Raw genomic sequence first — 26,376 nt, 5'->3', positions numbered from 1 at the left:
TGCGAAACATAGGCTAATAGCCAAACCGACCCTCCCATGCTCGAGTGCGATAATGCCGGACAAGCTTCCCTATTACATCACCACCGCGATTTCCTACCCCAATGGCAAGCCGCATATCGGCCATGCCTATGAACTGATCGCGACGGATGCCATGGCGCGCTTCCAGCGCTTGGACGGCAGGGACGTCTTCTTCCTGACCGGCACGGACGAACACGGCCAGAAAATGCAGCAGACTGCGCGCGCCGAAGGGATCGATCCGTCCGAACTTGCGGAGAGGAATTCCAACGAATTCCGCGAGATGGGGCGGCTTCTTAACTCATCGAATGATGATTTCATCCGAACGACTGAGCCTCGCCATCACGAAGCCTGCCGCGAGATTTGGAACCGGATGGCCGATAATGGCGACATCTACAAGGACAGCTACGCCGGCTGGTATTCCGTCCGCGACGAAGCCTTCTACCAGGAGGGCGAGACCGAGGTGCGGGACGATGGCGTACGCTACGGCCCGCAGGGCACACCGGTCGAATGGGTGGAGGAGGAGAGCTACTTCTTCAAGCTCTCGGCTTACGAAGAGAAGCTGCTGAAGCACTACTCCGACAAGCCTGATTTCATCGGTCCTGCGGAGCGGCGGAATGAAGTCATCTCGTTCGTCAAGTCCGGCTTGAAGGATCTCTCGATCTCCCGGACCACCTTCGACTGGGGCATCAAGGTGCCGAACGATCCGGCGCATGTGATGTATGTCTGGGTCGATGCGCTGACGAACTATGTGACCGCAACTGGCTACCTGACGGATAAGAATGGCCCGCGCGCTAAATACTGGCCGGCGGACGCCCATATCATCGGCAAGGACATCATCCGCTTCCATGCTGTCTACTGGCCGGCTTTCCTGATGTCGGCGGGTCTGCCATTGCCGAAGCGGGTCTTCGCGCATGGTTTCCTGCTCAACAAGGGCGAGAAGATGTCGAAGTCCCTCGGCAACGTCGTCGATCCGGTCAATCTCGTGAACCACTTCGGGCTCGATCAGGTGCGCTACTTCTTCCTGCGCGAAGTCTCCTTCGGCCAGGATGGCAGCTACAGCGAGGAAGCCATTGGGACCCGGATCAATGCCGATCTTGCCAACGGGATCGGCAATCTCGCCAGCCGGTCGCTTTCGATGATCGTCAAGAACTGCGATGGCAAGATCCCCGAGCCTGGCGAATTTACTGAGGAGGATCGGGCCATCCTGACGTCGGCCGATTCGCTTCTGGGAACGTGCCGCGAAGAGATGGAGAAGCAAATGATCCATCGGGCGGTCGCTGCCGTGATAGGTCTCGTTTCCGAGACTGACCGCTATTTCGCCGGACAGGCACCATGGGCGCTGAAGAAGACGGATCCCGAACGCATGGCGACGGTGCTTTACGTCACGGCCGAGATCGTCCGGCAGATCGCCATCCTGCTTCAGCCCTACATGCCGGATTCCAGCGAAAAGCTTCTGGACCTTGTAGCCGCGCCTGCCGACAAACGTGATTTCGGCTCGCTGGGCGAGGCGGGACGGCTTGTGCCGGGCACCGTGCTCGAGGCGCCGACGCCGGTCTTCCCGCGTTACGTCGCACCGGAGACAGGTGCCTGAGTTCGAGGCAAGAAATGCTCATCGATACACACTGCCATCTCGACTTTGCCGATTTCGATGAGGAGCGCGACGACCTCGTCGCGCGCGCCCACGGCGTCGGCGTGGGACAGATGGTGACGATCTCGACGCATGTGCGGAAACTGGATCGCCTGCTGGCGTTGACCGCCCGATATCACTCCGTCTTCTGCTCGGTCGGCACCCATCCGAACAATGCCGGCGACGAACTGGACATCACGGCGGACGACCTTGTTCGGCTGGCAGAGAGTCACGAGAAAATCGTCGCGATCGGTGAGGCGGGGCTCGATTATTTCTACGACACGCAGAAGCCGGAAGACCAGCAGACCGGGTTTCGCCGCCACATCGAAGCAGCCCGCCGGACGCAATTGCCGCTGGTCATCCATAGCCGCAGCGCAGACGATGACATGGCGGCGATCCTGAGGGAGGAAAGCGGGAAGGGGGCCTTCCCTTTCATCCTCCATTGCTTCTCGTCCGGAGCAGATCTTGCCCGCACCGGCGTCGAGTTGGGCGGCTACATTTCCTTCTCCGGAATCCTGACTTTTCCGAAGTCGGAAGAACTCCGCGAAATAGCGAAAACGGTTCCGCATGAGCGGCTGCTGGTCGAGACGGATGCTCCTTATCTTGCACCGAAGCGGTGGCGCGGGAAACGCAACGAGCCTGCCTATGTGGTCAATACGGCGGAGGTTCTGGCGGAAACGCTCGGTCTTGCGTTCGACGAAGTGGCGCGGATGACAACCGACAACGCGTTTCGGATCTTTGCCAAGATGCCGAGGCTCTGAGGAGCATGCGGTACAGGCGCAGATATACCATCCTCGGCTGTGCGTCCTCTCCCGGAGTGCCGCGCATCAACGGCGATTGGGGCGCCTGCGACCCGAACAATCCGCGCAATCGACGTACGCGCGCTGCCTTCCTCGTGGAGCAGTTCTCACCGGACGGCGGCGCAACCACCATCGTCGTCGATACGGGACCGGATTTTCGCGAACAGATGATTGCCGCGCGGGTCCAGCATATCGATGCAGTGCTCTATACCCATGCCCATGCGGATCATCTCCACGGGATCGATGACCTGCGGGGCTACTTCCATACCCAGAGGAAGCGCATTCCCATCTACGCGGATAGCTCCACAATGGAGCGGATTCGCCTGGGCTTCGGTTATTGCCTCGAAACACCGGCTGGTGGAAACTATCCGCCGATCGTCGAGCCCAGGCTTATCCAGTCACTCGCCGAGCCGCTGGTAATTAGCGGTGCGGGTGGTCCGATCGAGGTTCTGCCGCACCGCCAGGTGCATGGCGAGATACATTCGCTCGGCTTCCGGTTCGACAATGTCGGATATTGCAGCGACGTCAGTGATTTTCCGCCGGAGAGCATCGCCCGCCTGGAGGGGCTCCATGTCCTCATACTCGATGCTCTGCAGTATCATCATCATCCGAGCCATCTTTCGCTCGAGCAGGCGCTGGAGTGGATCGCTCGGTTGATGCCGCGCCAGGTTTACCTGACGCACATGCACACACCCATGGACTACGACGCTGTGAACACCGCAACGCCGGACCATGTGCAGCCGGCGCACGACGGACTGAGCTTCGAGTACGAATTCGAGGTCAATTAGCGGTGGTGCACGCGCGACCGTGTTGGAAGCTGAGAGCGAGGCTCACGGACTCTCTATAAGTCTCTGGACCCGCAGCTTGATCGATAAGTTCCATAATCCATCTTATGTGATCTTCGGATTTGACGAAAGCCGTTACGACGTGGCACGCCTCACCAGTGTGAATCCGCCATCACCTCTTCTGCTTCCTCCCTCTCCATGCTGGTAATCCGCCGGACGATGTCCAGGCTGAAACCTCTTCGCGCCAGCGACGCGAGTTCCCGTGCGAGACGTTTCTCGTCCGCGGGCGCGGTCCGGAATGGACCGAACCCGCGCTTGCGGGCGTATGCAGTCGCGGCACGGAGATCATCCGCGTCCAGCAAGGCTTCGCTCACGGTGTCGTTGCTCACGCCCTTGCGTCGAAGCGTATCGGCTATCTGCCTTCTGGATTTTCCGCCCCGGATTCCGGCGCGGACCTTGGAAGCCGAATAGGCCTGGTCATCCAGTCCGCCCATCTGACGCCCGCAGTCGATTGCTCGTGCCGCCAGCGCCTGCAGCTGGGGCTCAGAGATGCCCTCGAACTTCTGCTTCGCCTTTCTGCGAATGGCAGTACCCAGTTCCTGCTCCGTCATCATGCGGCGGGACAGCCGATAGAGCGCGGAGTTTCGTGCCCAGGCGAGCATTCGTGCCGTCGGCACGTCAGCATCTGTCCCGCTGTCTGCGAGCGACAAGCTCTCCTCCGGGCTTGACGGTGTTGTGACCTTTTCAGACATGCCGTTTGATGTAAGCTGTCGATGAGCATTTGTCGAAGGGATAGCCGATGCTCTTGCGCTTCGTATCGATCGTCCTGGCACTGGCAATTCTCTCCGGCGGGCCATTGCGTGCCGAAGATCCCGTGGCCGACGCACAGGCGGTCGTCTCTCGCCAGATCATCGCATTCTCGCGCGGTGACGCGACGGGAGCTTTTGCGGAGGCCGGTCCGAACATGCGTAATAGCATATCGGACGAGAGCCGTTTCCTTGCCATGATCCTTCACCGCTACCCGCCGCTTGAGGCCGTCCGCAACTACGCGTTCGGGCGCTCGAAGCTGGTCGGCGGAGGTGAGTTCATACTGCAGGAGGTGATGCTGGCCGACCGGGACGGCAGTGACTGGACGGCGATCTTCGAGATCAGGCTGCTGGACAGCGGTATCTACAAGGTCAACGGCATCCGCCTTCAACCCAACCGCGCCGACCGAGGCATCTGACGCAGTCGTCGATGCTCAAATAGGGTCCAGATCACCCCTCGCCCACGTCGCCTGCGTCTCCGCATAAAACTCCTCGAAACGTCCTTCGGCAATGGCGAGGCGAATACCCTTCATCAGGTCCTGGTAGTAGGAAAGGTTGTTCCAGGACAGCAACATTCCTCCCAGCGCTTCGTCCGAACGAACCAGGTGATGCAGGTAGGCGCGGGAATAGTCGCGCGCCGCAGGGCAGCTCGAGTCCTCGTCGAGCGGGCGCATGTCTTCAGCATGCCGCGCGTTACGAATGTTGATGCGGCCGCGCCGCGTGAAGGCAAGGCCATGGCGTCCGGAGCGAGTCGGCATCACGCAATCGAACATGTCGATACCGCGGGCGACGGATTTCAGGATGTCGTCGGGCGTGCCTACCCCCATCAGGTAGCGTGGCTTTGTGGTCGGAAGAACCGGCAGTGTTTCTTCCAACATCTTCAGCATCACATCCTGTGGCTCTCCGACGGCAAGGCCGCCGATCGCATAGCCCTTCAGATCGAGCTGCTTCAGCCCTTCTGCTGACCGTATTCGCAGATCCGGCTGGTCACCGCCCTGGACGATGCCGAACATAGCCTTGCCGGCTTGCTCGCCGAAGGCGACGCGGCATCGTTCCGCCCAGCGGAGGGAAAGCTCCATCGCCCGCTCGATCTCCTTCGGCTCTGCAGGGAGCGCGACGCATTCGTCCAGTTGCATCTGGATGTCGGAACCGAGGAGCCCCTGTATTTCGATGGACCGCTCCGGCGACATGTGGTGCAGCGAGCCGTCCACGTGGCTCTTGAAGGTGACGCCCTGCTCGTCCAGCTTCCGCAGGCCGGACAGCGACATGACCTGGAAGCCGCCGCTGTCGGTGAGGATCGGGTGCTCCCAGCGGATGAGCTTGTGCAGTCCTCCGAGCCGCGCGACGCGTTCAGCTCCCGGCCGCAACATCAGATGGTAGGTATTGCCGAGGATGATATCCGCACCGGTCTCCCGCACCTGGTCGAGATACATCGCCTTGACGGTGCCGACCGTGCCGACGGGCATGAAGGCCGGCGTGCGGATCGTGCCCCGTGGCATGCTGACTTCGCCAAGCCGCGCACCGCCGTCAGTAGCCTTGAGGGTGAACTGAAATGTTTCTGTCATTCTGGGTCCCGGAACAGGAGGCTGGCATCGCCGTAGGAATAGAAGCGATAGCCGGTACGGATGGCGTGCTGGTAGGCGCCTCGCATCGTTTCAAGGCCGCTGAAGGCGGAGACGAGCATGAAGAGCGTCGATTTCGGCAGATGAAAATTGGTCATCAGGATATCGACGCCCCTGAACCTGTAACCCGGCGTGATGAAGATGTCGGTCGAGCCGCTCCAGGGATGGATGGTTCCATCCTCTGCAGTTGCACTCTCCAGCAGGCGCAGGGATGTGGTTCCGACGGCGACGATTCTCCCGCCCCGCTTCCTGATCGCGTTCAGTCGCTCGGCGGTGTCGGAGCTGACATGTCCGATTTCGGCATGCATTCGGTGCTCGCTCGTGTCATCTGCCTTCACCGGAAGAAAAGTTCCCGCACCGACGTGCAGCGTCACGAAATGCCGCTCGATCCCCGCCTCGTCGAGCGCCGCGAAGAGATCTGGTGTGAAATGCAGACCGGCCGTCGGTGCGGCGACGGCACCTTGCTCGCGCGCATAGATGGTCTGGTAATCTTCTCTGTCGCGTTCGTCCTCGGGCCGCTTGTCCGCGATGTAAGGCGGCAGAGGAATGTGCCCGACCGTCATGATCGCCTCGTCGAGCGCAGGGCCAGAAAGGTCGAAGAGAAGCGTGATCTCGCCCCCCTCGCCCTTCGCCTCGACGGTAGCATTCAGCGTGCCGAGAAGGCAGGCATCGCCGCTATGTCCGAAGAGGATCCGGTCACCGACCTTGATGCGCTTGCCGGGTCTTGCAAAAGCCTTCCAACGCTCAGGACCTGCCCGCATATGCAGTGTCGCGGACACCGGCAATTCGCTTCCACCTTCGCGGACACGCTGCCCTTCCAGTTGCGCGGGAATGACGCGGGTGTCGTTGAAGACCAGCGCATCGCCTTCTCGCAGGAGGGATGGGAGATCGCGAACCGCCCGGTCGGAGAGGACAGGTGTGCCCGCGGGGCGGACAACCAGCATGCGAGCGGCGTCGCGCGGGCTAGCTGGGCGCAAGGCGATGTTTTCGTCAGGCAGGTCGAAGTCGAAGAGGTCTACGCGCATGAGAGGTCAGAACATCCGGATCATCACGACGCCGGCGCAGAGCAGCAGAGCCCCTACTACCCGTCCGGCCGTCAGTTCGCGCACGGCTACACCCATGAAGCCGATGCGGTCAATGAGAAGACCGGCCGTGAGTTGGCCCGCGACGGAAAACGCCATGACGGCGGCTGCGCCGATCCGGGGCGTCAGCAGGATGGCAGCCGTGACATAAACGCTTCCGAGGCAGCCACCCGCGAAGTACAGCCAGGGAGCTGGCGCGCGCCAATCCGGCGCAACGCCCTGGAGGCGGGAGAAGACGACGAGCACGGCCGCAAGGGCCACCGCACCGGCGGCGAAGGATATCATGGCGGCCGCCACCGGCATCCCGAGCGCGCGGCCGAGTTGCGTGTTGATCGGGGCCTGGATCGCGATGCATGCGCCGGCAACGACGCCGAGGATGCCCCAAAGAAAGCCAGTCATCGAAGTACCTTCATCGCCTCGCTGAACCATTGTCACAAACGGAAAACGCCCCGGTCTTTCCCGGGGCGCAGGGATCATCCGTGCCTGGATGATCAGGCAGCCGCGTCGGCAGCAACCCGCAGCGTGACGATCGAGTCGGGATCCTGGACCGGCTCACCCTTCTTGATCTGGTCGATATGCTCCATGCCTTCGATGACCTGACCCCATACGGTGTACTGCTTGTTGAGCCAGGGAGCCTCTGTGAAGCAGATGAAGAACTGCGAGTTGGCGGAGTTCGGGTTCTGGGAACGGGCCATAGAGCAGGTGCCTCGGACATGCGGAACGGCCGAGAACTCGGCCTTCAGGTCCGGCTTGTCGGAACCGCCCATGCCGGCCCGCGAAGGGTTGAAGCTCGCGCCGCCCTTCTTGCCATACTGGACGTCGCCTGTCTGCGCCATGAAGTCGGCGATCACGCGGTGGAAGACGACACCGTCATAGGCGTTCTCACGGGCGAGCTCCTTGATCCGGGCGACGTGGTCGGGTGCAAGATCAGGCATCAGCGAGATCACGACCTTGCCCTTCGTGGTTTCCATGATGAGCGTGTTTTCCGGATCCTTGATCTCGGCCATGTCCTTCTCCTTCATTCTTCGTTTCGACGCCGGTGAGCGTCCTTCGTCTATCGTCCGACAGTGACCTTCACCATACGGTCAGGATCGGAAACCTCGCCGTTGCCACCCTCGCCCCGCTTGATCTTGTCGACGTTCTCCATGCCCGAGACGACCTTGCCCACGACCGTGTACTGGCCGTTGAGGAACGATCCCTCGTCAAACATGATGAAGAACTGCGAATTGGCAGAATCGGGATCCTGCGACCGTGCCATGCCGACTGTACCGCGTTCGAACGGAAGCTGGGAGAACTCGGCGGGAAGATCGGGCAGCTGCGATCCACCAGTACCAGCCCGCGCAGCATTGAAGCCATCCTCCATATCGCCGAACTCGACGTCACCGGTCTGGGCCATGAAACCCTCGATCACGCGATGAAAAGCCACATTGTCGTACTCACCCTTCGCCGCGAGCTCCTTCAGGCGCTCTACGTGCTTGGGTGCCGCGTCCGGCAGCAGTTCGACGACCACCGGGCCGTCCTTGAGTTCGATCGTCAGGTAATCGTCCTCTGCGGCGAATGCCGGCAAGACAACCGAGGTAAATGCGAGGGCACCGGCAAAGGCGAGACGAAGCAGTTTCATGTCTTCTCCAAGAACGAGAGTTCAGCGGTTCAGCTTGTTTTTCATGGCAGCAAGCACCGGAGCCGGAACGAAGGCACCGACGTCACCGCCCATCGCGGCGATCTGACGTACCAATGTGGCCGTAATGGGCCGCGAGGCAACGCCAGCGGGCAGAAATACCGTTTGCACGTCGGGCGCCATCTGCCGGTTCATGCCAGCCATCTGCATTTCATAGTCCAGATCGGTACCGTCCCTCAGTCCGCGAATAAGCAGGCTTGCGCCATGGGCACGTGCGGCATCCACCACGAGGTTGTCGAACGAAATGACATCGATCTCGCCGGCTGCGGACGGCAATGCCTCGGTAAGTGATGCTCGGATTAGCTGTGCTCGCTCCTCGAAGGTGAAAAGCGGCGTCTTCCCAGGATGGATCCCTATCGCAACGACCACCCTTTCCGCGACATTCAACGCCTGGAGCAGCACATCGAGGTGTCCGTTCGTCATCGGATCGAATGATCCGGGATAAAATGCGGTCGCCATCAAGCCTCTCACGGGTTTTATCGCCTTTTGTCACGGAAGGTCCGGCGCTGCAAGCCGCGAAGATGAACGCCAGATGAATGCGCCATTCAAGCCCGTTTCATTGACGGTATGCATTCTTGCCAGCAGTGGGCGGGAGACCGAACCGAGAAGCGACCCCATGCTTCTCCATGCAATTGGAACCAGTTCGCCGGAAGAGCGTTCTGGCCAGCAAGAAGGACAACTGAGATGATCGAGAGAAGGAAGCCGATCATGCTGGACAAGATTTCCATGATCAACATGGTATGGACAGCAATGATTGCGGCAATGCTCACGGCCACGGTGACCCTTTACCAGGATCGTTCGGAATGGAGCGACCGAAACTATCCGCAGATGACGGGACGTTATCACGATATCTCGTTCTACTGACGGCCCGAAGCAAGAGGCAGGTTATGTTCGTGACCCTTTCGGTATTGGCAAGTCTGATCAGCATCATGTTCGTAGCGTCGATCGCGTCGACGATTTCCGAACTGCGCCGTGAACGCGAGGAAATGAAGGTCTTCGCGGCCCGCCGGGTCACCTTCTAGTCATTGAGATCGAGTTTTACTGATTTCACGGTAGCGGACTGCACCGTCGCACGAGATGTCGACCGTGCAGCCAAAAAATAAGCCGGGCATGATGCCCGGCTTATTTTCGTTCTGAGCATCACTCAGCGTCCGTATCCGGAGGCGGAGCCTCTGCCTTGGGAGATGGTCCGAAATCGCCCGTTTCCGAAACGATCTCGTCGGGGACCAGGCCACCGTTCTCATCGCTGCCTTCCGGCTCGCTGACGCGTTCTACTGAAACGACGCGTTCATCCTTCGCGGTGGAGAAGATGGTGACGCCCTTCGTGGCGCGGCTTGCGATGCGAATGCCGTTGACCGGGACGCGGATCAGTACCCCGCCATTCGACACGAGCATGATCTGGTCGGTATCTTCGACCGGGAAAGCGGCCACCAGTTGCCCGATCTCATTCGTGCGCGAGGTATCGGTGGCGCGGATCCCCTTGCCGCCGCGGCCAGAGGTACGGAAGTCGTAGGAGGACGAACGCTTGCCGAAGCCTCGCTCAGAAACCGTCAGCACGAACTGCTCCCGCGCCTTGAGTTCCTGGTACCGCTCCTCGGTGAGTTCACCTTCGGCGCCGACCTCTTCGCCGACCAGGGAGATATCCTCTTCGTCAACGCCCATCGCGCGACGTTCCCCGGCAGACCGCTTGAGGTAGGCAGCGCGCTCCCAGGGCTCGGCATCGACATGTCCGACAATGGTCATCGAGATGATGCGGTCCCCGGACTGCAATGTGATTCCGCGCACGCCGATCGAGTTACGGCCTGCAAAGACGCGTACGCTGTCGACAGGGAAGCGGATGCACTGGCCAAGCGCGGTCGTCAGGAGCACGTCATCACGATCCGTGCATGTCTCGACGGACAGGATTTCGTCGCCCTCCTCTTCGAGCTTCATCGCGATCTTGCCGTTGCGATTGACCTGGATGAAATCGGAGAGCTTGTTCCGGCGTACAGTGCCGCGTGTCGTCGAGAACATGACGTCGAGGTTGTCCCAAGTCGCCTCGTCTTCCGGCAGCGGCATGATCGTCGTGATGCGTTCGCCTGGCTCCAGCGGTAGCATGTTGATCAGTGCCTTGCCGCGCGATGTAGGCGTGCCGATCGGCAGGCGCCAGACCTTCTCCTTGTAGACGATGCCGCGAGAGGAGAAGAACAGTACCGGTGTGTGCGTGTTGGCAACGAACAGTCGGGTAACGAAATCCTCGTCGCGGGTGGCCATGCCCGAGCGGCCCTTGCCGCCCCGCCGCTGGGCGCGATAAGTCGTGAGCGGCACCCGCTTGATGTAGCCGAGGTGTGAAACAGTGACGACCATGTCCTCACGGGCGATGAGATCCTCATCGTCCATGTCGGGGCCGCCTTCGAGGATTTCGGTGCGCCGCGGCGTCCCGAATTCGTCCCGGACGGCCGTCAGCTCGTCCTTGACGATCTGGTAGATGCGAACCCGCGAGGAAAGGATTTCCAGGTAGTCGCTGATCTCTACACCGATCTTGTTGAGTTCGTCGGCGATCTCGTCCCGGCCGAGGGCGGTCAGGCGCGCAAGACGCAATTCGAGGATCGCACGAGCCTGTTCTTCCGAAAGGTTGTAGGTGCTGTCCTCATTGATGCGGTGGCGTGGATCGTCGATCAGCCGGATCAGCGCATCGACATCATGCGCGGGCCAGCGGCGCGTCATCAGCTGCTCACGCGCGGTTGCCGGATCGGGTGCGCGACGGATCAGGTTGATGACCTCGTCAATGTTCGCGACAGCGATCGCCAGTCCGACCAACACATGTGCGCGTTCCCGAGCCTTGCGCAGAAGGTACTTCGTGCGCCGGCTGACGACCTCCTCGCGGAAGGAAACGAATGCCTTCAGCATGTCGATCAGCGTCAGCTGCTCGGGCTTGCCGCCGTTCAGCGCAACCATGTTGCAGCCGAACGAGGTCTGCAGCGGAGTGTAGCGGTAGAGCTGGTTGAGAATGACCTCGGCATTCGCATCGCGCTTCAGCTCGATGACGACGCGGTAACCCTGGCGGTCGGACTCGTCGCGCAGATCGGAAATGCCTTCGATGCGCTTGTCGCGCACGAGCTCGGCCATCTTCTCGATCATCGTCGCCTTGTTCACCTGGTAGGGCACTTCGGTGATGATGATCTGTTCGCGGTCGCCACGCATCGGCTCGATATGCGCCCGGCCGCGCATGATGACGGAGCCCCGCCCGCTCTCGTAGGCGGACTTGATCCCCGCCCTGCCGAGGATCAGCGCGCCGGTGGGGAAATCCGGACCCGGGATGATCTGCATCAGTTCCGGCAGTTCGATCGCCGGATTGTCGATCAGGGCAATACAGGCGTCGATAACTTCCGACAGGTTGTGCGGCGGGATGTTCGTCGCCATGCCGACCGCAATGCCGCCGGCGCCGTTGACGAGGAGGTTCGGAAAGCGCGCCGGCACCACGACAGGCTCGGAGAGCGTGCCGTCGTAGTTGTCGCGGAAGTTCACCGTCTCCTTGTCGAGGTCGTCGAGAAGCGCATGGGCTGCCTTCTGGAGCCGGCATTCGGTATATCGCTGGGCCGCTGGCGGATCGCCGTCGATCGAGCCGAAATTGCCCTGGCCGTCGATCAGCGGCAGGCGGAGCGACCAGTCCTGCGCCATGCGGGCCAGCGCGTCGTAGATCGCGACGTCGCCGTGCGGATGGTACTTACCCATCACGTCACCGGTGACGCGCGCCGACTTCACGTACTTCTTGTTCCAGTCGATGCCCATCTCGCTCATGGAGAACAGGATGCGGCGATGGACCGGCTTCAATCCGTCTCGAACATCCGGGAGCGCGCGGCTGACGATGACGCTCATGGCGTAATCGAGATAGGACCGCTGCATCTCTTCCATGATGGAAATGGGTTCGATGCCGGGTGGCAGCTTTCCGCCGCCGGGGGTGCTTTGCTCAGTCAAGTCGGATCACGATCTTTGTTCGGAATCAGTTGTGTTTCTATAGCGGAAAGCGGCTTCATGCGCCAAGTTCGACACCGGTTGTGAACAGGTTTCGAACCCTGGCGCAAAAGCCGGCGTGGCGCTGGAAATGGCCCGGCCGCCCTTCCCTTGAAGGTCACGCTGTCCTAACAAGGTCAGAGGGGGTCCGCAAGGATCGGCAAACGCGCCGGAGGAGAGATGGCGACTGCGGACATATTGGTCAATGCCTTCACGACCCTGCTCGTGACGCTCGACCCGCCCGGGCTTGCACCGGTCTTCCTGGGGCTGACGGTCGGTATGAACCGGGACCAGCGCCGTCATGTCGCTGTGCGGGGCTCACTGATAGCTTTCGGGATACTTGCCGTCTTTGCCCTTTTCGGCGCGAGCCTGCTGGGCTCCCTTGGGATATCCATGGGCGCATTCCGCATCGCCGGCGGACTTCTGCTGTTCTGGATCTCTTTCGAGATGGTCTTCGAGCGTCGGCAGGAGCGCAAGGAAAAGGCGTCGCAGGCGGCAGTGACCGCCGACCACCTCCACAACATCGCGGTGTTTCCGCTGGCGCTTCCGCTCATCGCCGGGCCGGGAGCCATTTCCGCAACGGTACTTCTCGCCGGCACGCTAGCAGGCCCGTGGGATCGGCTTTTGCTGATCGGCGTTCTGGCGCTTACGATGGGCGTAGTGCTGGCGGCCCTGCTGATTGCAGAACGGCTGGACCGCTTCCTGGGAGTGACCGGGCGGGCCATCCTGACCCGCCTTCTCGGAGTTATTCTCGCCGCACTTTCCGTCCAGTTCGTGGTGGACGGCGTGAAGTCGGCGTTCAACACCGTCTGAGGCTCGTCAGTTCAGTCGCTCACAAAGCGACCGAACGTAGATCAGAACGGGATGTCGTCGTCCAAATCGCGGGAGAAGCCACCTCCGCCACCCTGTCCGCCACCTTGGCCTCCACGGCTTCCGCCTGAGGCTGGCCGGTCATAGTCGTCGCCGAAGTTGCCTCCGCCATAGTCGCTGCCGCCACTAACGCGGCCACCACCGCCGCCGCCATAGCTGCCCTGCCCGCCACCTTCGCCGCGCCCGTCCAGCATGGTCAGTGTCGAGTTGAAGCCCTGCAGCACGACCTCCGTCGAGTAACGGTCATTGCCGTTCTGGTCCTGCCACTTGCGGGTCTGCAGCGCGCCCTCGATGTAGAGCTTGGCGCCCTTCTTCACATACTGTTCGACAACCTTGCACAGGCCCTCGTTGAAGACGACGACATTGTGCCATTCGGTCTTCTCCTTGCGTTCGCCGCTGTTACGGTCACGCCAGCTTTCCGAGGTGGCAATGCGCAGGTTGGCGATCGGACGGCCGTCCTGCGTGCGCCGAATTTCAGGATCGGCGCCGACATTGCCGATCAGGATTACCTTGTTGACGCTTCCAGCCATAGTTCTTCACCTTGTTCGCTGCCTGTCGTGCAGCCAATTTCCGAGAGGACGGCAGCTTAGACCATATGCAGCCGGGATTGGCCTCTCTCTGCCGCTCATCCACAGTCGATTTTTGTTCTTTTTTTGTTCTATTTATTCTCTATGATCGAGTCAAGCGAGTCGCATTTGACGCGGTCTGTTGGAGTTTCTGCCTTCACACCGCCACTTCATTCACTACATAAGGGCATCGATCCTTCCCCACCGAGCAGACTAATGAGCGAACTTAAGACGATCTCCATCCGTGGTGCGCGTGAGCATAACCTGAAGGGTATCGATCTCGACTTGCCGCGCAACTCGTTGATCGTCATGACCGGGCTTTCCGGTTCAGGCAAATCCTCCCTCGCTTTCGACACGATCTACGCGGAGGGGCAGCGACGCTATGTCGAAAGCCTTTCGGCCTATGCGCGCCAGTTCCTGGAGATGATGCAGAAGCCGGACGTGGACCAGATCGACGGGCTTTCTCCGGCCATCTCGATCGAGCAGAAGACGACGTCCCGCAATCCGCGCTCCACGGTCGGCACGGTCACCGAGATCTACGACTACATGCGCCTGCTGTTCGCGCGCGTTGGCGTTCCCTATTCCCCGGCGACCGGTCTTCCGATCGAGAGCCAGACGGTCAGCCAGATGGTCGATCGTGTCCTGGCCTTCGAGGAAGGGACGCGTCTCTACATTCTGGCGCCGATGATCCGCGGCCGCAAAGGTGAGTACAAGAAAGAACTCGCCGAGCTGATGAAGAAGGGTTTTCAGCGGGTGAAGGTGGATGGCCAGTTCTACGAGATCGCCGATGTGCCGGCGCTCGACAAGAAATACAAGCATGACATCGACGTGGTGGTGGATCGCCTCGTTGTGCGTTCGGACATCGGTGCGCGACTGGCCGACAGCCTCGAGACCTCGCTGAAGCTTGCCGACGGTCTGGCAATCGCGGAATTTGCCGACAAGCCGCTCCCGCCGCAGGAAACGGCCGCGGGCGGCTCGGCGAACAAGTCGCTGAACGAAACGCACGAACGCGTGCTCTTTTCTGAGAAATTCGCCTGCCCCGTTTCGGGCTTTACGATCCCAGAGATCGAACCGCGACTGTTCTCCTTCAACAATCCTTTTGGTGCCTGCCCCACTTGTGACGGGCTCGGCTTCCAGCAGAAGATCGACGCGGCGTTGATCGTGCCGGAGCCGAGCCGCACGCTGCGCGACGGCGCTATAGCCCCATGGGCCAAGTCGACTTCACCTTATTACAACCAGACCCTGGAGGGGCTTGGGAAGGTCTATGGCTTCAAGCTGTCCACCCGCTGGTCGGAACTCTCCGAGCAGGCGCAGTCCGCCATCCTCCAGGGGACCGAAGAGAAGGTCGAGTTCCATTATGCGGACGGCGCCCGGTCCTACAAGACAACGAAGACATTCGAAGGGATCGTTCCCAACCTCGAACGCCGCTGGAAGGAAACCGACAGTGCGTGGGCGCGCGAGGAGATAGAGCGCTACATGTCGGCGGCGCCCTGCCCCGCCTGCAACGGCTTCCGTCTGAAACCGGAGGCACTGGCCGTCAAGGTCAACGCGCTGCATATCGGTCAGGTGACCGACATGTCCATCAAGGTGGCGCGGGACTGGTTCGAGGAACTGCCGCAGCACCTGAACACCAAGCAGAACGAGATTGCGGTGCGCATCCTCAAGGAGATCCGCGAACGGCTGCGCTTCCTCAACGATGTCGGCCTCGACTATCTCAGCCTTTCCCGGAATTCAGGCACGCTGTCCGGCGGCGAAAGCCAGCGCATCCGGCTTGCCTCGCAGATCGGCTCAGGGCTCACGGGGGTGCTCTATGTCCTGGACGAACCGTCGATCGGTCTTCACCAGCGCGACAATGCGCGGCTGCTCGATACGCTGAAGCACCTGCGGGACATCGGCAATACCGTGATTGTCGTCGAGCATGACGAGGACGCGATCCTCACCGCTGATTATGTCGTCGATATCGGTCCTGCCGCAGGCATTCACGGCGGTGAAGTGGTCGCGGAAGGCACGCCCGCGCAGGTCATGGCAAACCCTAAATCGATCACCGGCAAGTATCTTTCCGGCGAACTCGGTGTCGCGGTGCCCGCCGAACGTCGCAAGCCGAAGAAGGGAAAGGAGATCAAGGTCGTCGGCGCCCGCGGCAACAACCTGAGGAATGTCACCGCATCTGTGCCGCTCGGCGTTTTCACGGCGGTAACCGGCGTTTCGGGCGGCGGCAAGTCCACCTTCCTGATCGAAACGCTCTACAAGGCCGCCGCACGGCGGGTCATGGGTGCGCGAGAGACCCCTGCCGAGCACGACAGGATCGACGGTTTCGAACACATTGACAAGGTGATCGATATTGACCAGTCGCCGATCGGACGCACGCCGCGCTCCAACCCGGCCACCTATACCGGCGCCTTCACCCCGATCCGTGACTGGTTTGCAGGCCTCCCCGAGGCGAAGGCGCGGGGCTATGCGCCCGGCCGCTTTTCCTTCAACGTCAAGGGCGGCCGCTGCGAGGCCTGCCAGGGCGACGGCGTCATCAAGATCGAGATGCACTTCCTTCCCGACGTCTACGTCACCTGCGACGTCTGCCACGGCAAGCGCTACAACCGTGAGACGCTCGACGTGCATTTCAAGGGCAAGTCAATCGCCGATGTGCTGGACATGACGGTCGAGGAAGGTGTCGAGTTCTTCTCGGCCGTTCCCTCCGTGCGTGACAAGTTGCAGGCGCTCTTCAATGTCGGCCTGGGCTATATCAAGGTGGGGCAGCAGGCCAACACGCTTTCGGGTGGCGAGGCGCAGCGCGTCAAGCTAGCCAAGGAATTGTCGAAGCGATCGACCGGACGCACGCTCTATATCCTCGACGAGCCGACGACGGGTCTGCATTTCCATGACGTGGCAAAGCTGCTCGACATGTTGCACGAACTGGTAAACCAGGGGAATTCGGTTGTGGTGATCGAACATAATCTGGAGGTCATCAAGACCGCGGACTGGATCATCGATATCGGACCGGAAGGTGGAACCGGCGGCGGCGAAGTGGTGGCAGCCGGACCGCCGGAGGCGATCGTCAAGGAAAAGCGGTCCTACACGGGTCAGTTCCTCAAGGAACTGCTCGATCGGCGACCGGCGAAGAGGGTTGAGGCGGCGGAGTAGTCGCCGGGGAGGCAAGATGGCAGCGAAAGGCACGATCCGCACCGGAATCGGAGGCTGGACCTTCGAGCCGTGGGAAGGCAGCTTCTATCCCGAGAAGCTGCCGAAGAAGCGGCAGCTCGAATATGCGGCCGGCAAGCTGAAGGTCATCGAGGTCAACGGCACCTATTACGGATCGCAGAAACCAGAGACTTTCGCCAAATGGGCCTCCGAAGTGCCGGAAGGCTTCATCTTCACGCTCAAGGCCAGCCGCTTCACGACCAACCGCAAGGTCTTGGCGGAGGCCGGCGAATCGATCGACAGGTTCTTCGCCCAGGGGCTGACGGAACTCGGCCCGCATCTCGGACCGATTCTCTGGCAGTTCGCACCCACCAAGAAGTTCGAGCCCGAGGATTTCGAAGCATTCCTGAAGCTTCTGCCGGACAATGTAGACGGACTGCGTCTGCGGCATGTCGTGGAAGTACGCCACGACAGCTTCAAGGTGCCGGAATTCGTGCAACTCCTGGCACGCTACAATGTCGCGCCCGTCTGCGCCGAGCATCATGAATACCCGATGATCGCCGACGTAACTGCTGATTTCGTCTACGCGCGGCTGCAAACGGGATCAGACGACATCCCGAATTGCTATGCGGAAGCCGATCTGAAGGCGTGGGCGGATCGCCTGGAGACATGGGCGTCGGGTGGTGTGCCGGGCGACCTGCCGCTCGTCGACGGGGCTCGTAAACCGAGGCAGGAACCACGTGACGTTTTTGCCTTCTTCATTCACGAAGGCAAGGTGAATGCCCCGCAGGGGGCGATGGCCCTCCAGGGTTTGGTCGACGGCTGATCAGTCAACATCGAGCGGCCGAATGGCGTGCACCAGCGCTTCCGCCGTCATGCCCTCCCCTGCGCGAAGAGCGGCCTCCCCGTGGAGATAGACGCCCGCGGCGGCCGCCTCGAATGCCGGCATGCCGTTCGCCAGCAGCGCGCCGATCATTCCAGCCAGTACATCGCCCGAGCCGGCCGTCGCGAGCCAAGGCGGAGCGTTCTCATTGACAGCGGCCCGGCCGTCGGGCGCAGCAATGACGGTATCGGCACCCTTGTAGACGACGACGGCATTCGACCGTCGTGCGGCAGCCACCGCCTTCTCGACCTTGCTCAGCTCGAAGTCGTCACCGATATCCGGGAAAAGACGGGCGAACTCCCCCTCGTGAGGCGTCAGGACAAGGCGGGTTTCGCCGCGGTAGGCATCGAAGAGCGGGTCCGGACAGTCCCGGAAGGATGTGATCCCGTCAGCGTCCAGCACGAGCGGGTGGCCATCGAGCGCCAGGACAAAATCCCTCGCCTTTGCACCAACGCCAAATCCTGGCCCCAAGACGAAGGCCGAGAGTTTCCCGCTTGCCAGCCACTCCCCGATCTCATCTGGATTCTTCACTTCGCGCAGCATGACAGCAGTCAGGTGTCCGGCGTTCGTCCCCATTGCATCGGGAGGCGAAGCGACCGTGACGAGTCCGGCGCCGCTGGCCAGTCCTGCCTCCGCCGACAGGCGAGCGGCGCCCGTATGCGATGCGCCGCCGGAGAAGACGACGAGATGCCCCCGCTTGTACTTATGCGATCCTGAATCAGGCTTCGGCAGCAGGCGGCGCCACAGCGACGGCTGGTTCACCCGGAGCGCGCGCCCGGCACTTCGAACTATGCGCCACGGGATGCCGATGTCGACGACCTCGACGTCACCGCACAGTGACCTGCCGGGCATCAGCAGGTGGCCCGGCTTGCGCGCCATGAAGGTCACCGTATGGGTCGCGCTAAACGCGCCGCCGAGCGGCACGCCCCTGCGGCCGCAGAGGCCCGACGGGAGGTCGACTGCGATGACGGGAAGGCCGGACGCTTCCACGGCCGCAATCACCTCCCGAAGGTCGGCAGGAACGTCCCGTGCGAGGCCGGCACCGAAGACCGCGTCGATGATGGTGTCACCGTCCCGCAAGCTCAGATCCGACAGCGGCAAGGCCGGGAGCGGACAGGCCCGCCTGGAAATCCCCGCGTCCCCGGCAGGCTCGAAGGCGACATCCAGCACGAAGATCTGCACCCTGCCGCCGGCCTCGGCAAGCGCACGGGCGGCAACATAGCCGTCTCCACCATTGTTTCCCGGCCCACAAAGCACAACGAAGCGGCCCGTCTGCGGATAAAGCCGCAGCGCCGCCGCCGCAACCGCCCACCCTGCTTTCTCCATCAGTCCGTAGGAGTTGACGCCTGAGGCAGCCGCGGCAGCGTCCGCATCGGCCATTTCCTTCGGGGTGAGCAGTGTGGCAAGGTCCGTGATCATCCCGCCAATTGAAACCAAAGTCTGCCAGCAAGCAAGGTCACTCACCGACCCCGGCGAGACGCCCAACAGATATGCAAATGCCTAAGAGGTAAGCGTCTGAGTGCATCCCGAGGGAGCGCGAGGGCAACGCGGCGGCGTTGAAAGCGTCATCCGCCTAAAATGAAGGCTGGCGGGAGCCGTCAACACATACCCCTGAGACGTGCAGCTTACCCGCTTTTGGGCTCGGCCAACGAATTTTTTGCCCGAGTGTCTTTGCAGACTGGCATGATACCTGCATTAGTAGGGACGCCGGTAACGGCCACGTCAGGGAGAGATAGTTTCTCATGAAAAAGATCGAAGCCATCATTAAGCCGTTCAAGCTGGACGAAGTGAAGGAAGCCCTTCAGGAGGTCGGCCTGCAGGGAATAACTGTGACGGAGGCGAAGGGCTTCGGGCGGCAGAAGGGCCATACGGAGCTCTATCGCGGCGCCGAGTACGTGGTGGATTTTCTGCCCAAGGTGAAGGTCGAAGTCGTACTCGCCGACGAGAGCGTCGACGCCGTCATAGAAGCCATTCGCAACGCGGCCCAGACCGGCCGCATCGGCGATGGAAAGATATTCGTATCAAATGTCGAGGAAGTCGTCCGGATCCGAACGGGCGAAACGGGCGTCGACGCCATCTAGTTCGCCAAGGCCTCCCAGCCTCGGCACAATTCGTCATCACATTTCAAGGAAGCAGCAAATGACGACCGCAAGCGAAATCATGAAGCAGATCAAGGAAAACGAGGTCAAGTTCGTCGACCTGCGTTTCACGGACCCCCGGGGCAAGCTTCACCACGTCACCATGGACGTCGCCGCCGTCGATGAAGACATGTTCGCCGACGGCGTCATGTTCGACGGATCCTCCATCGGCGGCTGGAAGGCGATCAACGAGTCCGACATGGTGCTCATGCCCGACCCCGCGACTGTGCACATGGACCCCTTCTTCGCCCAGTCGACGATGGTCGTCGTCTGCGACATTCTCGACCCAGTGTCCGGCGAAGCCTATAACCGCGACCCGCGCGGTACCGCCAAGAAGGCCGAGGCCTACCTGAAGGCGTCGGGAATCGGTGATACCGTCTATGTCGGGCCCGAGCCCGAATTCTTCGTCTTCGATGACGTCAAGTACAAGGCGGACCCCTTCAACACCGGGTTCAAGCTCGACTCCTCGGAACTGCCGTCCAACGACGATACCGATTATGAAACCGGCAACCTCGGCCACCGTCCGCGCGTGAAGGGCGGCTATTTCCCGGTCCCGCCGGTCGACAGCCTCCAGGACATGCGCTCGGAAATGCTGACCGTTCTGGCCGAGATGGGCGTGGTCGTCGAGAAGCATCACCACGAGGTGGCATCTGCACAGCATGAGCTCGGTGTGAAGTTCGACACCCTGGTCCGCAATGCCGACAAGATGCAGATCTACAAGTATGTGGTCCATCAGGTCGCCAACGCCTATGGCAAGACGGCAACCTTCATGCCGAAGCCGATCTTCGGCGACAATGGCTCGGGTATGCACGTCCACCAGTCGATCTGGAAGGACGGCAAGCCGACCTTCGCAGGCGACGAGTATGCAGGCCTTTCGGAGTCCTGCCTCTACTACATCGGGGGCATCATCAAGCATGCCAAGGCGATCAACGCCTTCACCAACCCGTCGACGAACTCCTATAAGCGTCTCGTCCCAGGGTATGAAGCACCGGTATTGCTGGCCTATTCCGCACGCAACCGTTCCGCCTCCTGCCGCATTCCCTTCGGCTCCGGCCCGAAGGCGAAGCGCGTCGAAGTCCGCTTCCCCGATCCGACGGCGAACCCCTATCTCGGCTTCGCCGCCATGCTGATGGCAGGTCTCGACGGCATCAAGAGCAAGATCCATCCTGGCAAGGCCATGGACAAGGATCTCTACGATCTGCCTCCGAAGGAATTGAAGAAGATCCCGACCGTCTGCGGTTCGCTGCGCGAAGCTCTCGAGAGCCTCGACAAGGATCGCAAGTTCCTGACGGCTGGCGGCGTTTTCGACGACGACCAGATCGACGCCTATATCGAGCTGAAGATGACGGAAGTCATGCGCTTCGAGATGACGCCGCATCCCGTCGAATTCGACATGTACTACTCGGCCTGATCCAGGCAACGTCGAGATATGAAGGCGGCGGGTCATGCCCGCCGCTTTTCCGTGGCTATATTCAGAGTGCGGAACAACCCTCGTGCCTTCGCATTACCCCCTTGATGCGGTGAGATTTTATTCCCACATCAGGATGCGAAAGGATATCGCACCATGAAACAACGCAGCGCTAAGTTCACTATCGGTGAAGTGGTCCGCCACAAGGTTTTCCCGTTCCGTGGCGTGGTGTTCGACGTGGATCCGGAGTTTGCCAATTCCGAGGAATGGTGGAATGCCATTCCCGCTGAGATCCGCCCGAACCGGGACCAGCCGTTCTATCACCTGCTGGCCGAAAACGATGAGACGGAATATGTGGCCTATGTGTCGGAGCAGAACCTCGAGCATGACGAGAGCGACATGCCGCTTCGCAACCCGCAGGTCTACCAGATCTTCGAGGAAGGCCCCCGCGGGCGGCTGACGCCGAAGATGGGGTTCGCGCACTAGGCCCGACAGAACTCACAAACGAAAAACGCCGACCTGAGGCCGGCGTTTCTATTGTTGGCTGAAAGCCCGGATTACTGACCCTGCTTGGCGGCGTTTTGAGCGTCTTCAAGCTTCTTTCGGGCTTCTTCGGCCTTCTTCTGCATGCCTTCCTGCAGAGTGCGCTGGCTTTCAGCGAGCTGAGACTGCGTAATCGGCTCTCCGTCAAAGGCTCCGGTGAAGCCGTTCAGGGAAATCTTGATCGGATTGGGGGCGCGGCGGAAGTTCATCGAGGTGAACACGACCTCACCGCCCTTCTTGAGGCTGGCGATCATCGCATCCGTCAGCGGCACTTCTGCCGTGCACTTGTCCGGAAGGCAGACAGCGTAATCGAGCTTCTGACCCTTTCCGCCATCGATCTGCATGGTGATGCCGGGCGGTATCAGTCGTGCGGTTGGCACCGAGACCTGAAGGATCTTGCGGTTGACCTTGCCTTCAACGGTGATCAGGCCGACGGCGGTCACCAACTGCCCGTTCTGGGCGAGCATGATGTTCTGAACGACGCAGAGGTCGCTGTCATCCTGCTTGGTACAGGTCTTGAACCAGCCAAGCGGTGGCGCCCCTGCTCCTGCGGCTGCCGGAGCACCCTGCGCCAGCGCGGCGGTGGGCACGGTGGATGCCGCGAACGAAAGAGCGAGCGCGGACATCGCCGTCCGCAGAGCCGTATTTGCCTTGAGTTTCATAACGAAAGATCCGTCTCCTGAAATCGGTCCGGGTACGGCTTTCGCCGCCCTCCCTCGGGTGTCCTACTGCACTCCACCTGTCGGCGAAATGAGGCAATTGAATGACTCCCGGCTTCGACATCCTGTTACATCGGCGACAGAGTGATATCCAGTCCTTCCACAGGGCTTTTTTGCAGGACGGTTACCAACGGAAGCTCCCACCCCCAGGGAGCAGGAGGTTGGTCCCGTTCAATGGTTGGTCTATTTTGGCCACGACCGATTCGACTTCCGAAGGATACACCATGCGCCGCCTCATCCCGCTCCTGGTGCTTGCCGGCATGTCCTGGCCTGCCGCCGCCGAACCTCTGCACGCCATTGCCATGCATGGCGAGCCGGCGCTGCCGGCCAATTACACGCATTTCCCCTATGCCGAGCCGGACGTGAAGAAAGGCGGCAGTGTTCGCTACGGTGTGGTCGGCACCTTTGACAGCCTCAATCCCTTCATCCTGAAGAGTATGCGCACGACTGCACGCGGCATGTGGGATCCGCAGTTTGGACACCTCGTCTTCGAACCGCTGATGCAGCGCTCCGCGGACGAGCCGTTCACTCTCTATGGTCTGTTGGCGCAAAGCGTCGAGATGGACGAGGAGCGCAGCTTCATCCAGTTCAACCTCAATCCCGATGCCAAGTGGTCGGACGGCCAGCCGGTGACGCCGGACGACGTGATCTTCACGATGGAACTCCTGCGAGACAAGGGGCGTACGCCGTTCAGTAACAGGCTGACACCGGTGGCCCGGATGGAGAAGGTCGGCACACATTCCGTGAAGTTCGTCTTCAACGAGAAATCGGACCGGGAATTCCCGCTGATCCTGGCGACGGCCACGCCGATCCTTCCGAAGCATGCCACCGACGTCGCTGCGTTCGAGCAGTCCTCGCTGGCGATCCCGGTCGGTTCCGGGCCCTACAGGGTGAAGTCGCTGACTCCGGGAGAACGCATCGTGTTCGAGCGCAATCCTGACTATTGGGGTAAGGACATTCCGGCCAAGGTCGGGTTCGACAACTATGACCGGATCTCCGTGGAATACTTTCTTCAGGAAAACACCCTGTTCGAGGCCTTCAAGAAGGGTGTTGTCGACATCTATCCGGATGGAAGCCCAACGCACTGGGCGCGGGCCTATGATTTCCCTGATGTCCAAAACGGGGCCGTGATCAAGGACACCTTCCGGCCGGAAGTGCCAACCGGCATGCTGGGTTTCGTCTTCAATACGCGCCGCCCCGTCTTCGCCGATCCGAACGTCCGCGAGGCGCTCGCGCTCGCCTTTGATTTCGAATGGGCCAACAGGAACCTTTTCGAGGGCGCCTACACGCGGACGGAAAGCTTCTGGCAGAACTCTTCTCTCTCTTCGCTCGGCAAGCCGGCTGACCCGCGCGAACTGGCAATTCTCGGAGACGCGAAGGATGCCCTTGATCCCACCGTGCTCGACGGCAGCTACCGCATTCCCAAGACCGATGCCTCGGGTGGCGACCGAAAGATTCTGCGTCGTGTCGTCGAGCTTCTGAAGGAAGGCGGTTACACGATCAAGGGCGGCAGGATGTCCGACGGATCCGGCACCCCCCTTCGCTTCGAGATCATGACCCAGACACAGGATCAGGAAAAGCTGGCAATCGCTTACCAGCGGACGCTCAGGATGATCGGCGTCGAGGCAACCATCCGTACCGTGGACGATGCGCAGTACCAGGCACGCTCCGGCACCTTCGATTATGATGTGATCGTGAAGTCCTACCCCTCCTCGCTCTCTCCGGGGATAGAACAGGTTGGCCGGTGGGGATCGGTCTCGCGGGATCGAGAGGGTAGCAACAATTTCGCCGGCGTGGCCGATCCGACCATAGACCGCGCGATCGAAGCCATGTTGAGCGCTCGCAGCCGCGAGGAGTTCGAGGCGGCGGTCCGGGCCTATGACCGGCTGCTGATCGCCGGCCACTATCTGGTCCCGCTTTACCACGTACCGGAACAATGGGTGGCGCGGCGTAGCTATATCGGTTATCCAGACAAGACACCTCTCTACGGCTATCAGCTTCCCGTCTGGTTCGACAAGCGCGTACAGGACTGACCACAGCCGACTGCCATTACCATTTCAGGAAGGGTTGCGGCCATGGAGCGCGTTACCATCGATGTCGTATCCGATGTGGTTTGCCCATGGTGCTATCTGGGCAAGGCGCGGCTGGAACTCGCAATCGCCGAGGTGCAGGGTGAGGTCGGCGTCGATGTCAATTGGCGGCCCTACCAGTTAGACCCGGATGCGAGCAGCACGGGCACGGACTACCGCACGCACCTGATCAACAAGCTGGGAGGCGCCGAGCGCCTCGACGAGATGCAGGATACCCTCAGGCAACACGGCCGCGAGATCGGCATCAGGTTCCGTTTCGAGAACATCAAGGTGCGCGCAAACACGCTCGACGCGCATCGGCTTCTCCACTGGGCGGGCATTGAGGGTCGAGAGATCCAGGACCGTGTGGCGACTGCCTTGTTCAAGGCCCATTTCGAGGATGGTGCGAACGTCGCGGACCGTGATGTGCTGATCGGTATTGCCGAACAATGTGGGCTTGACCCCGCCGTGATCACCAATCTGCTCGCGTCGGATGCAGACAAGGCCAAGATACTCGACGAAATAGAGGCCGCCCGGCAGATGGGCGTCAACGGTGTCCCGTTCCTGATCTTCGACGGCCAGTATGCCGTCAGTGGAGCGCAGCTGCCCGAGGTGCTTGCTGAAGCCTTGCGCGACATTGCGCGCATGAAGGCCGACGCCCGCAAGGGCATGATCTGACGGGTCTCCTCCATGTCCGCCGAACCGACCTTGAAGGGCGTGCTCCTCGCCTTCGCCGCGTTTGCGGCCTTCTCCTGGAGCGATGCGAGTGTGAAGCTGATCGAGGGGGCGCTGAGCGCCTTCGAAATGGCATTCCTGGGGGCGGTGTTCGGTCTGGTGGGCCTGCCGTTCCTGATGAAGCGCGAGGACCGACTTTCGGACATGCTGCGGACCACGAGCCGACCGCTGTGGCTATTGCGGGCGCTGGCGGCAGCAGTCGGAACCATCGCCAGCGTCACCGCCTTCACCTATCTTTCCATGGCGGAGGCCTTCGCCCTCATCTTCCTGCTGCCCTCCTTTGTCACGATCATGTCCGTGGTCTTCCTGAAGGAACAGGTCGGCATCCGCCGCTGGAGCGCAGTCATCATCGGCTTCATCGGCGTTCTGGTGGTACTGCGCCCCGGATTTCGCGAGCTTTCCATCGGTCACCTCGCAGCGGTCTTTGCGGGATTGAGCGGCGCGATCTCCATTGTTGTCTATCGCGCCATTGGTCATCGGGAAAAAGGCATATCGCTCTATGGCGCCGGTGTCCTGGGATCTCTGCTGGTCTGCGGCGTCCTGATGCTGCCCGGCTTCGCCTGGCCCTCCGCGCTGCAATGGCTGATGCTCGCCGGCTATGGTCTCTTCGCCGCGCTTGCAACCATCCTGCTGATGCATGCCACGGCTCACGCACCCGCAGCAGTCGTTGGCCCTACGCAGTACAGCCAGATGCTCTGGGCGGTCCTCTTCGGCTACCTCGTCTTCGGCGACGCCGTTGATCTGCCGATGCTGCTCGGCATCCTGCTGATCATCGGCTCCGGCCTGCTGACGCTGGCGCGCGAGCGCGTGCGAAACGTGCCGCTGCCAGCCTCCGTTGTCAGCGACCCGCCGGCAACTGCGCTCGCGGCCACTGACGATACCGCGCCCTGACGGCTTCC

General features: G+C 61.3%; 26 protein-coding genes. 15 read left to right on the top strand and 11 right to left on the bottom strand.

Features of this window, described 5'->3' with window-relative positions:
• Positions 1–52 precede the first annotated feature (52 nt).
• From metG to ACEPP2_RS06835, 3 genes are read left to right on the top strand one after another with little or no spacing between them, the layout of a single operon-like run.
• Complete coding sequence (gene metG / locus ACEPP2_RS06845) at positions 53–1,609, top strand: methionine--tRNA ligase (RefSeq protein WP_395516154.1); 1,557 nt, start codon at positions 53–55, stop codon at positions 1,607–1,609.
• A 14-nt stretch (positions 1,610–1,623) separates the two neighbouring features.
• A complete protein-coding gene (locus tag ACEPP2_RS06840; RefSeq protein WP_281977433.1) occupies positions 1,624–2,406 on the top strand; it encodes a TatD family hydrolase in 783 nt (260 codons plus the stop codon).
• A 5-nt stretch (positions 2,407–2,411) separates the two neighbouring features.
• Entirely contained in the window at positions 2,412–3,233 is an 822-nt protein-coding gene (locus tag ACEPP2_RS06835) for an MBL fold metallo-hydrolase (protein ID WP_395516153.1), read from the top strand.
• A 149-nt stretch (positions 3,234–3,382) separates the two neighbouring features.
• Here the strand turns inward: ACEPP2_RS06835 and ACEPP2_RS06830 are convergent, their stop codons facing one another.
• Positions 3,383–3,892 (bottom strand): regulatory protein RecX, encoded by a 510-nt coding sequence (locus ACEPP2_RS06830; protein WP_235864176.1) that lies wholly within the window; start codon positions 3,890–3,892, stop codon positions 3,383–3,385.
• Positions 3,893–4,029: 137 nt separating this feature from the next.
• On the opposite strand from ACEPP2_RS06830, the gene ACEPP2_RS06825 reads away from it, so the two are divergent.
• A complete protein-coding gene (locus ACEPP2_RS06825; RefSeq protein ID WP_395516152.1) occupies positions 4,030–4,455 on the top strand; it encodes a DUF4864 domain-containing protein in 426 nt (141 codons plus the stop codon).
• A 15-nt stretch (positions 4,456–4,470) separates the two neighbouring features.
• Here the strand turns inward: ACEPP2_RS06825 and tgt are convergent, their stop codons facing one another.
• The 6 genes from tgt to coaD form a co-directional block, all read right to left on the bottom strand.
• Entirely contained in the window at positions 4,471–5,601 is a 1,131-nt protein-coding gene (gene tgt, locus ACEPP2_RS06820) for a tRNA guanosine(34) transglycosylase Tgt (RefSeq protein ID WP_281977436.1), read from the bottom strand.
• On the bottom strand, positions 5,598–6,683 hold the full coding sequence (gene queA, locus ACEPP2_RS06815; RefSeq protein ID WP_281977437.1) for a tRNA preQ1(34) S-adenosylmethionine ribosyltransferase-isomerase QueA: 1,086 nt from the start codon (positions 6,681–6,683) through the stop codon (positions 5,598–5,600). Before queA ends, tgt begins: the two co-directional genes overlap by 4 nt.
• A gap of 6 nt (positions 6,684–6,689) precedes the next feature.
• Complete coding sequence (locus ACEPP2_RS06810; protein WP_281977438.1) at positions 6,690–7,139, bottom strand: DMT family transporter; 450 nt, start codon at positions 7,137–7,139, stop codon at positions 6,690–6,692.
• 92 nt (positions 7,140–7,231) lie between these two features.
• Positions 7,232–7,747 (bottom strand): peptidylprolyl isomerase, encoded by a 516-nt coding sequence (locus ACEPP2_RS06805; RefSeq protein ID WP_077546284.1) that lies wholly within the window; start codon positions 7,745–7,747, stop codon positions 7,232–7,234.
• Positions 7,748–7,794: 47 nt separating this feature from the next.
• Complete coding sequence (locus ACEPP2_RS06800; RefSeq protein ID WP_077546254.1) at positions 7,795–8,361, bottom strand: peptidylprolyl isomerase; 567 nt, start codon at positions 8,359–8,361, stop codon at positions 7,795–7,797.
• A 21-nt stretch (positions 8,362–8,382) separates the two neighbouring features.
• Positions 8,383–8,877, bottom strand: a complete 495-nt coding sequence (gene coaD, locus ACEPP2_RS06795) for a pantetheine-phosphate adenylyltransferase (protein ID WP_077546255.1) — start codon at positions 8,875–8,877, stop codon at positions 8,383–8,385.
• Between the two features lie 225 nt (positions 8,878–9,102).
• Here coaD and ACEPP2_RS06790 point away from each other — a divergent pair, with 225 nt between their 5' ends.
• On the top strand, positions 9,103–9,282 hold the full coding sequence (locus ACEPP2_RS06790; RefSeq protein ID WP_395516151.1) for a hypothetical protein: 180 nt from the start codon (positions 9,103–9,105) through the stop codon (positions 9,280–9,282).
• Positions 9,283–9,305: 23 nt separating this feature from the next.
• A complete protein-coding gene (locus ACEPP2_RS06785; protein ID WP_268876988.1) occupies positions 9,306–9,440 on the top strand; it encodes a hypothetical protein in 135 nt (44 codons plus the stop codon).
• A 118-nt stretch (positions 9,441–9,558) separates the two neighbouring features.
• On the opposite strand, the gene gyrA is transcribed toward ACEPP2_RS06785, so the two are convergent.
• Complete coding sequence (gyrA, locus tag ACEPP2_RS06780; RefSeq protein ID WP_395516150.1) at positions 9,559–12,375, bottom strand: DNA gyrase subunit A; 2,817 nt, start codon at positions 12,373–12,375, stop codon at positions 9,559–9,561.
• 216 nt (positions 12,376–12,591) lie between these two features.
• Between gyrA and ACEPP2_RS06775 the strand changes: the two genes are divergently transcribed.
• The gene (locus tag ACEPP2_RS06775) at positions 12,592–13,224 is read left to right on the top strand and encodes a MarC family protein (RefSeq protein ID WP_395516149.1); all 633 of its coding nucleotides are present in this window, start codon (positions 12,592–12,594) and stop codon (positions 13,222–13,224) included.
• A gap of 41 nt (positions 13,225–13,265) precedes the next feature.
• On the opposite strand, the gene ACEPP2_RS06770 is transcribed toward ACEPP2_RS06775, so the two are convergent.
• The gene (locus tag ACEPP2_RS06770; protein WP_395516148.1) at positions 13,266–13,811 is read right to left on the bottom strand and encodes a single-stranded DNA-binding protein; all 546 of its coding nucleotides are present in this window, start codon (positions 13,809–13,811) and stop codon (positions 13,266–13,268) included.
• Positions 13,812–14,063: 252 nt separating this feature from the next.
• On the opposite strand from ACEPP2_RS06770, the gene uvrA reads away from it, so the two are divergent.
• Both uvrA and ACEPP2_RS06760 read left to right on the top strand, forming a co-directional pair.
• Entirely contained in the window at positions 14,064–16,985 is a 2,922-nt protein-coding gene (uvrA, locus tag ACEPP2_RS06765) for an excinuclease ABC subunit UvrA (protein ID WP_395516147.1), read from the top strand.
• Positions 16,986–17,001: 16 nt separating this feature from the next.
• Entirely contained in the window at positions 17,002–17,808 is an 807-nt protein-coding gene (locus tag ACEPP2_RS06760) for a DUF72 domain-containing protein (RefSeq protein WP_395516146.1), read from the top strand.
• Here ACEPP2_RS06760 and ACEPP2_RS06755 read toward each other — a convergent pair whose 3' ends face one another.
• Positions 17,809–19,284: an NAD(P)H-hydrate dehydratase gene (locus ACEPP2_RS06755; protein ID WP_395516145.1), complete on the bottom strand. Its 1,476-nt coding sequence runs from the start codon at positions 19,282–19,284 to the stop codon at positions 17,809–17,811.
• A gap of 323 nt (positions 19,285–19,607) precedes the next feature.
• Between ACEPP2_RS06755 and ACEPP2_RS06750 the strand changes: the two genes are divergently transcribed.
• The 3 genes from ACEPP2_RS06750 to hspQ all read left to right on the top strand — a co-directional run bounded on the left by ACEPP2_RS06750 (position 19,608) and on the right by hspQ (position 21,897).
• Positions 19,608–19,946 (top strand): P-II family nitrogen regulator, encoded by a 339-nt coding sequence (locus tag ACEPP2_RS06750; protein ID WP_052638401.1) that lies wholly within the window; start codon positions 19,608–19,610, stop codon positions 19,944–19,946.
• A gap of 58 nt (positions 19,947–20,004) precedes the next feature.
• Positions 20,005–21,414, top strand: coding sequence for a type I glutamate--ammonia ligase (glnA, locus tag ACEPP2_RS06745; protein WP_395516144.1), 1,410 nt, complete (start codon positions 20,005–20,007; stop codon positions 21,412–21,414).
• A 153-nt stretch (positions 21,415–21,567) separates the two neighbouring features.
• Entirely contained in the window at positions 21,568–21,897 is a 330-nt protein-coding gene (gene hspQ / locus ACEPP2_RS06740) for a heat shock protein HspQ (RefSeq protein WP_052638403.1), read from the top strand.
• A gap of 71 nt (positions 21,898–21,968) precedes the next feature.
• Here the strand turns inward: hspQ and ACEPP2_RS06735 are convergent, their stop codons facing one another.
• Positions 21,969–22,616, bottom strand: a complete 648-nt coding sequence (locus tag ACEPP2_RS06735) for an invasion associated locus B family protein (protein ID WP_077546263.1) — start codon at positions 22,614–22,616, stop codon at positions 21,969–21,971.
• 281 nt (positions 22,617–22,897) lie between these two features.
• Between ACEPP2_RS06735 and ACEPP2_RS06730 the strand changes: the two genes are divergently transcribed.
• Genes ACEPP2_RS06730 through ACEPP2_RS06720 form a run of 3 tightly spaced genes read left to right on the top strand, consistent with a single transcriptional unit; the run spans position 22,898 to position 26,368 of the window.
• A complete protein-coding gene (locus tag ACEPP2_RS06730; protein ID WP_281977444.1) occupies positions 22,898–24,706 on the top strand; it encodes an extracellular solute-binding protein in 1,809 nt (602 codons plus the stop codon).
• 42 nt (positions 24,707–24,748) lie between these two features.
• Positions 24,749–25,420 (top strand): DsbA family oxidoreductase, encoded by a 672-nt coding sequence (locus ACEPP2_RS06725; RefSeq protein WP_395516143.1) that lies wholly within the window; start codon positions 24,749–24,751, stop codon positions 25,418–25,420.
• A gap of 12 nt (positions 25,421–25,432) precedes the next feature.
• Entirely contained in the window at positions 25,433–26,368 is a 936-nt protein-coding gene (locus ACEPP2_RS06720; protein ID WP_281977446.1) for a DMT family transporter, read from the top strand.
• Positions 26,369–26,376: the final 8 nt, after the last annotated feature.

This window comes from Pseudorhizobium flavum (assembly GCF_044142885.1).
GTDB lineage: Bacteria > Pseudomonadota > Alphaproteobacteria > Rhizobiales > Rhizobiaceae > Neorhizobium > Neorhizobium flavum.
Note: the sequence above shows the minus strand (reverse complement) of the source record. Positions and strands in the feature narration are given on the sequence as shown.

What these genes read in the sequence shown, in the direction of transcription:
- queA (WP_281977437.1), bottom strand. Translation starts at nt 6,683, where the DNA reads ATGCGCGTAGACCTCTTCGACTTCGACCTGCCTGACGAAAACATCGCC.
- ACEPP2_RS06840 (WP_281977433.1), top strand. Translation starts at nt 1,624, where the DNA reads ATGCTCATCGATACACACTGCCATCTCGACTTTGCCGATTTCGATGAG.
- ACEPP2_RS06755 (WP_395516145.1), bottom strand. Translation starts at nt 19,284, where the DNA reads ATGATCACGGACCTTGCCACACTGCTCACCCCGAAGGAAATGGCCGAT.
- ACEPP2_RS06720 (WP_281977446.1), top strand. Translation starts at nt 25,433, where the DNA reads ATGTCCGCCGAACCGACCTTGAAGGGCGTGCTCCTCGCCTTCGCCGCG.
- ACEPP2_RS06760 (WP_395516146.1), top strand. Translation starts at nt 17,002, where the DNA reads ATGGCAGCGAAAGGCACGATCCGCACCGGAATCGGAGGCTGGACCTTC.
- glnA (WP_395516144.1), top strand. Translation starts at nt 20,005, where the DNA reads ATGACGACCGCAAGCGAAATCATGAAGCAGATCAAGGAAAACGAGGTC.
- ACEPP2_RS06770 (WP_395516148.1), bottom strand. Translation starts at nt 13,811, where the DNA reads ATGGCTGGAAGCGTCAACAAGGTAATCCTGATCGGCAATGTCGGCGCC.
- ACEPP2_RS06805 (WP_077546284.1), bottom strand. Translation starts at nt 7,747, where the DNA reads ATGGCCGAGATCAAGGATCCGGAAAACACGCTCATCATGGAAACCACG.
- ACEPP2_RS06810 (WP_281977438.1), bottom strand. Translation starts at nt 7,139, where the DNA reads ATGACTGGCTTTCTTTGGGGCATCCTCGGCGTCGTTGCCGGCGCATGC.
- ACEPP2_RS06825 (WP_395516152.1), top strand. Translation starts at nt 4,030, where the DNA reads ATGCTCTTGCGCTTCGTATCGATCGTCCTGGCACTGGCAATTCTCTCC.
- uvrA (WP_395516147.1), top strand. Translation starts at nt 14,064, where the DNA reads ATGAGCGAACTTAAGACGATCTCCATCCGTGGTGCGCGTGAGCATAAC.
- ACEPP2_RS06790 (WP_395516151.1), top strand. Translation starts at nt 9,103, where the DNA reads ATGATCGAGAGAAGGAAGCCGATCATGCTGGACAAGATTTCCATGATC.
- ACEPP2_RS06775 (WP_395516149.1), top strand. Translation starts at nt 12,592, where the DNA reads ATGGCGACTGCGGACATATTGGTCAATGCCTTCACGACCCTGCTCGTG.
- ACEPP2_RS06800 (WP_077546254.1), bottom strand. Translation starts at nt 8,361, where the DNA reads ATGAAACTGCTTCGTCTCGCCTTTGCCGGTGCCCTCGCATTTACCTCG.
- ACEPP2_RS06830 (WP_235864176.1), bottom strand. Translation starts at nt 3,892, where the DNA reads ATGCTCGCCTGGGCACGAAACTCCGCGCTCTATCGGCTGTCCCGCCGC.
- ACEPP2_RS06730 (WP_281977444.1), top strand. Translation starts at nt 22,898, where the DNA reads ATGCGCCGCCTCATCCCGCTCCTGGTGCTTGCCGGCATGTCCTGGCCT.
- tgt (WP_281977436.1), bottom strand. Translation starts at nt 5,601, where the DNA reads ATGACAGAAACATTTCAGTTCACCCTCAAGGCTACTGACGGCGGTGCG.
- ACEPP2_RS06835 (WP_395516153.1), top strand. Translation starts at nt 2,412, where the DNA reads ATGCGGTACAGGCGCAGATATACCATCCTCGGCTGTGCGTCCTCTCCC.
- ACEPP2_RS06725 (WP_395516143.1), top strand. Translation starts at nt 24,749, where the DNA reads ATGGAGCGCGTTACCATCGATGTCGTATCCGATGTGGTTTGCCCATGG.
- metG (WP_395516154.1), top strand. Translation starts at nt 53, where the DNA reads ATGCCGGACAAGCTTCCCTATTACATCACCACCGCGATTTCCTACCCC.
- hspQ (WP_052638403.1), top strand. Translation starts at nt 21,568, where the DNA reads ATGAAACAACGCAGCGCTAAGTTCACTATCGGTGAAGTGGTCCGCCAC.
- coaD (WP_077546255.1), bottom strand. Translation starts at nt 8,877, where the DNA reads ATGGCGACCGCATTTTATCCCGGATCATTCGATCCGATGACGAACGGA.
- ACEPP2_RS06785 (WP_268876988.1), top strand. Translation starts at nt 9,306, where the DNA reads ATGTTCGTGACCCTTTCGGTATTGGCAAGTCTGATCAGCATCATGTTC.
- ACEPP2_RS06735 (WP_077546263.1), bottom strand. Translation starts at nt 22,616, where the DNA reads ATGAAACTCAAGGCAAATACGGCTCTGCGGACGGCGATGTCCGCGCTC.
- ACEPP2_RS06750 (WP_052638401.1), top strand. Translation starts at nt 19,608, where the DNA reads ATGAAAAAGATCGAAGCCATCATTAAGCCGTTCAAGCTGGACGAAGTG.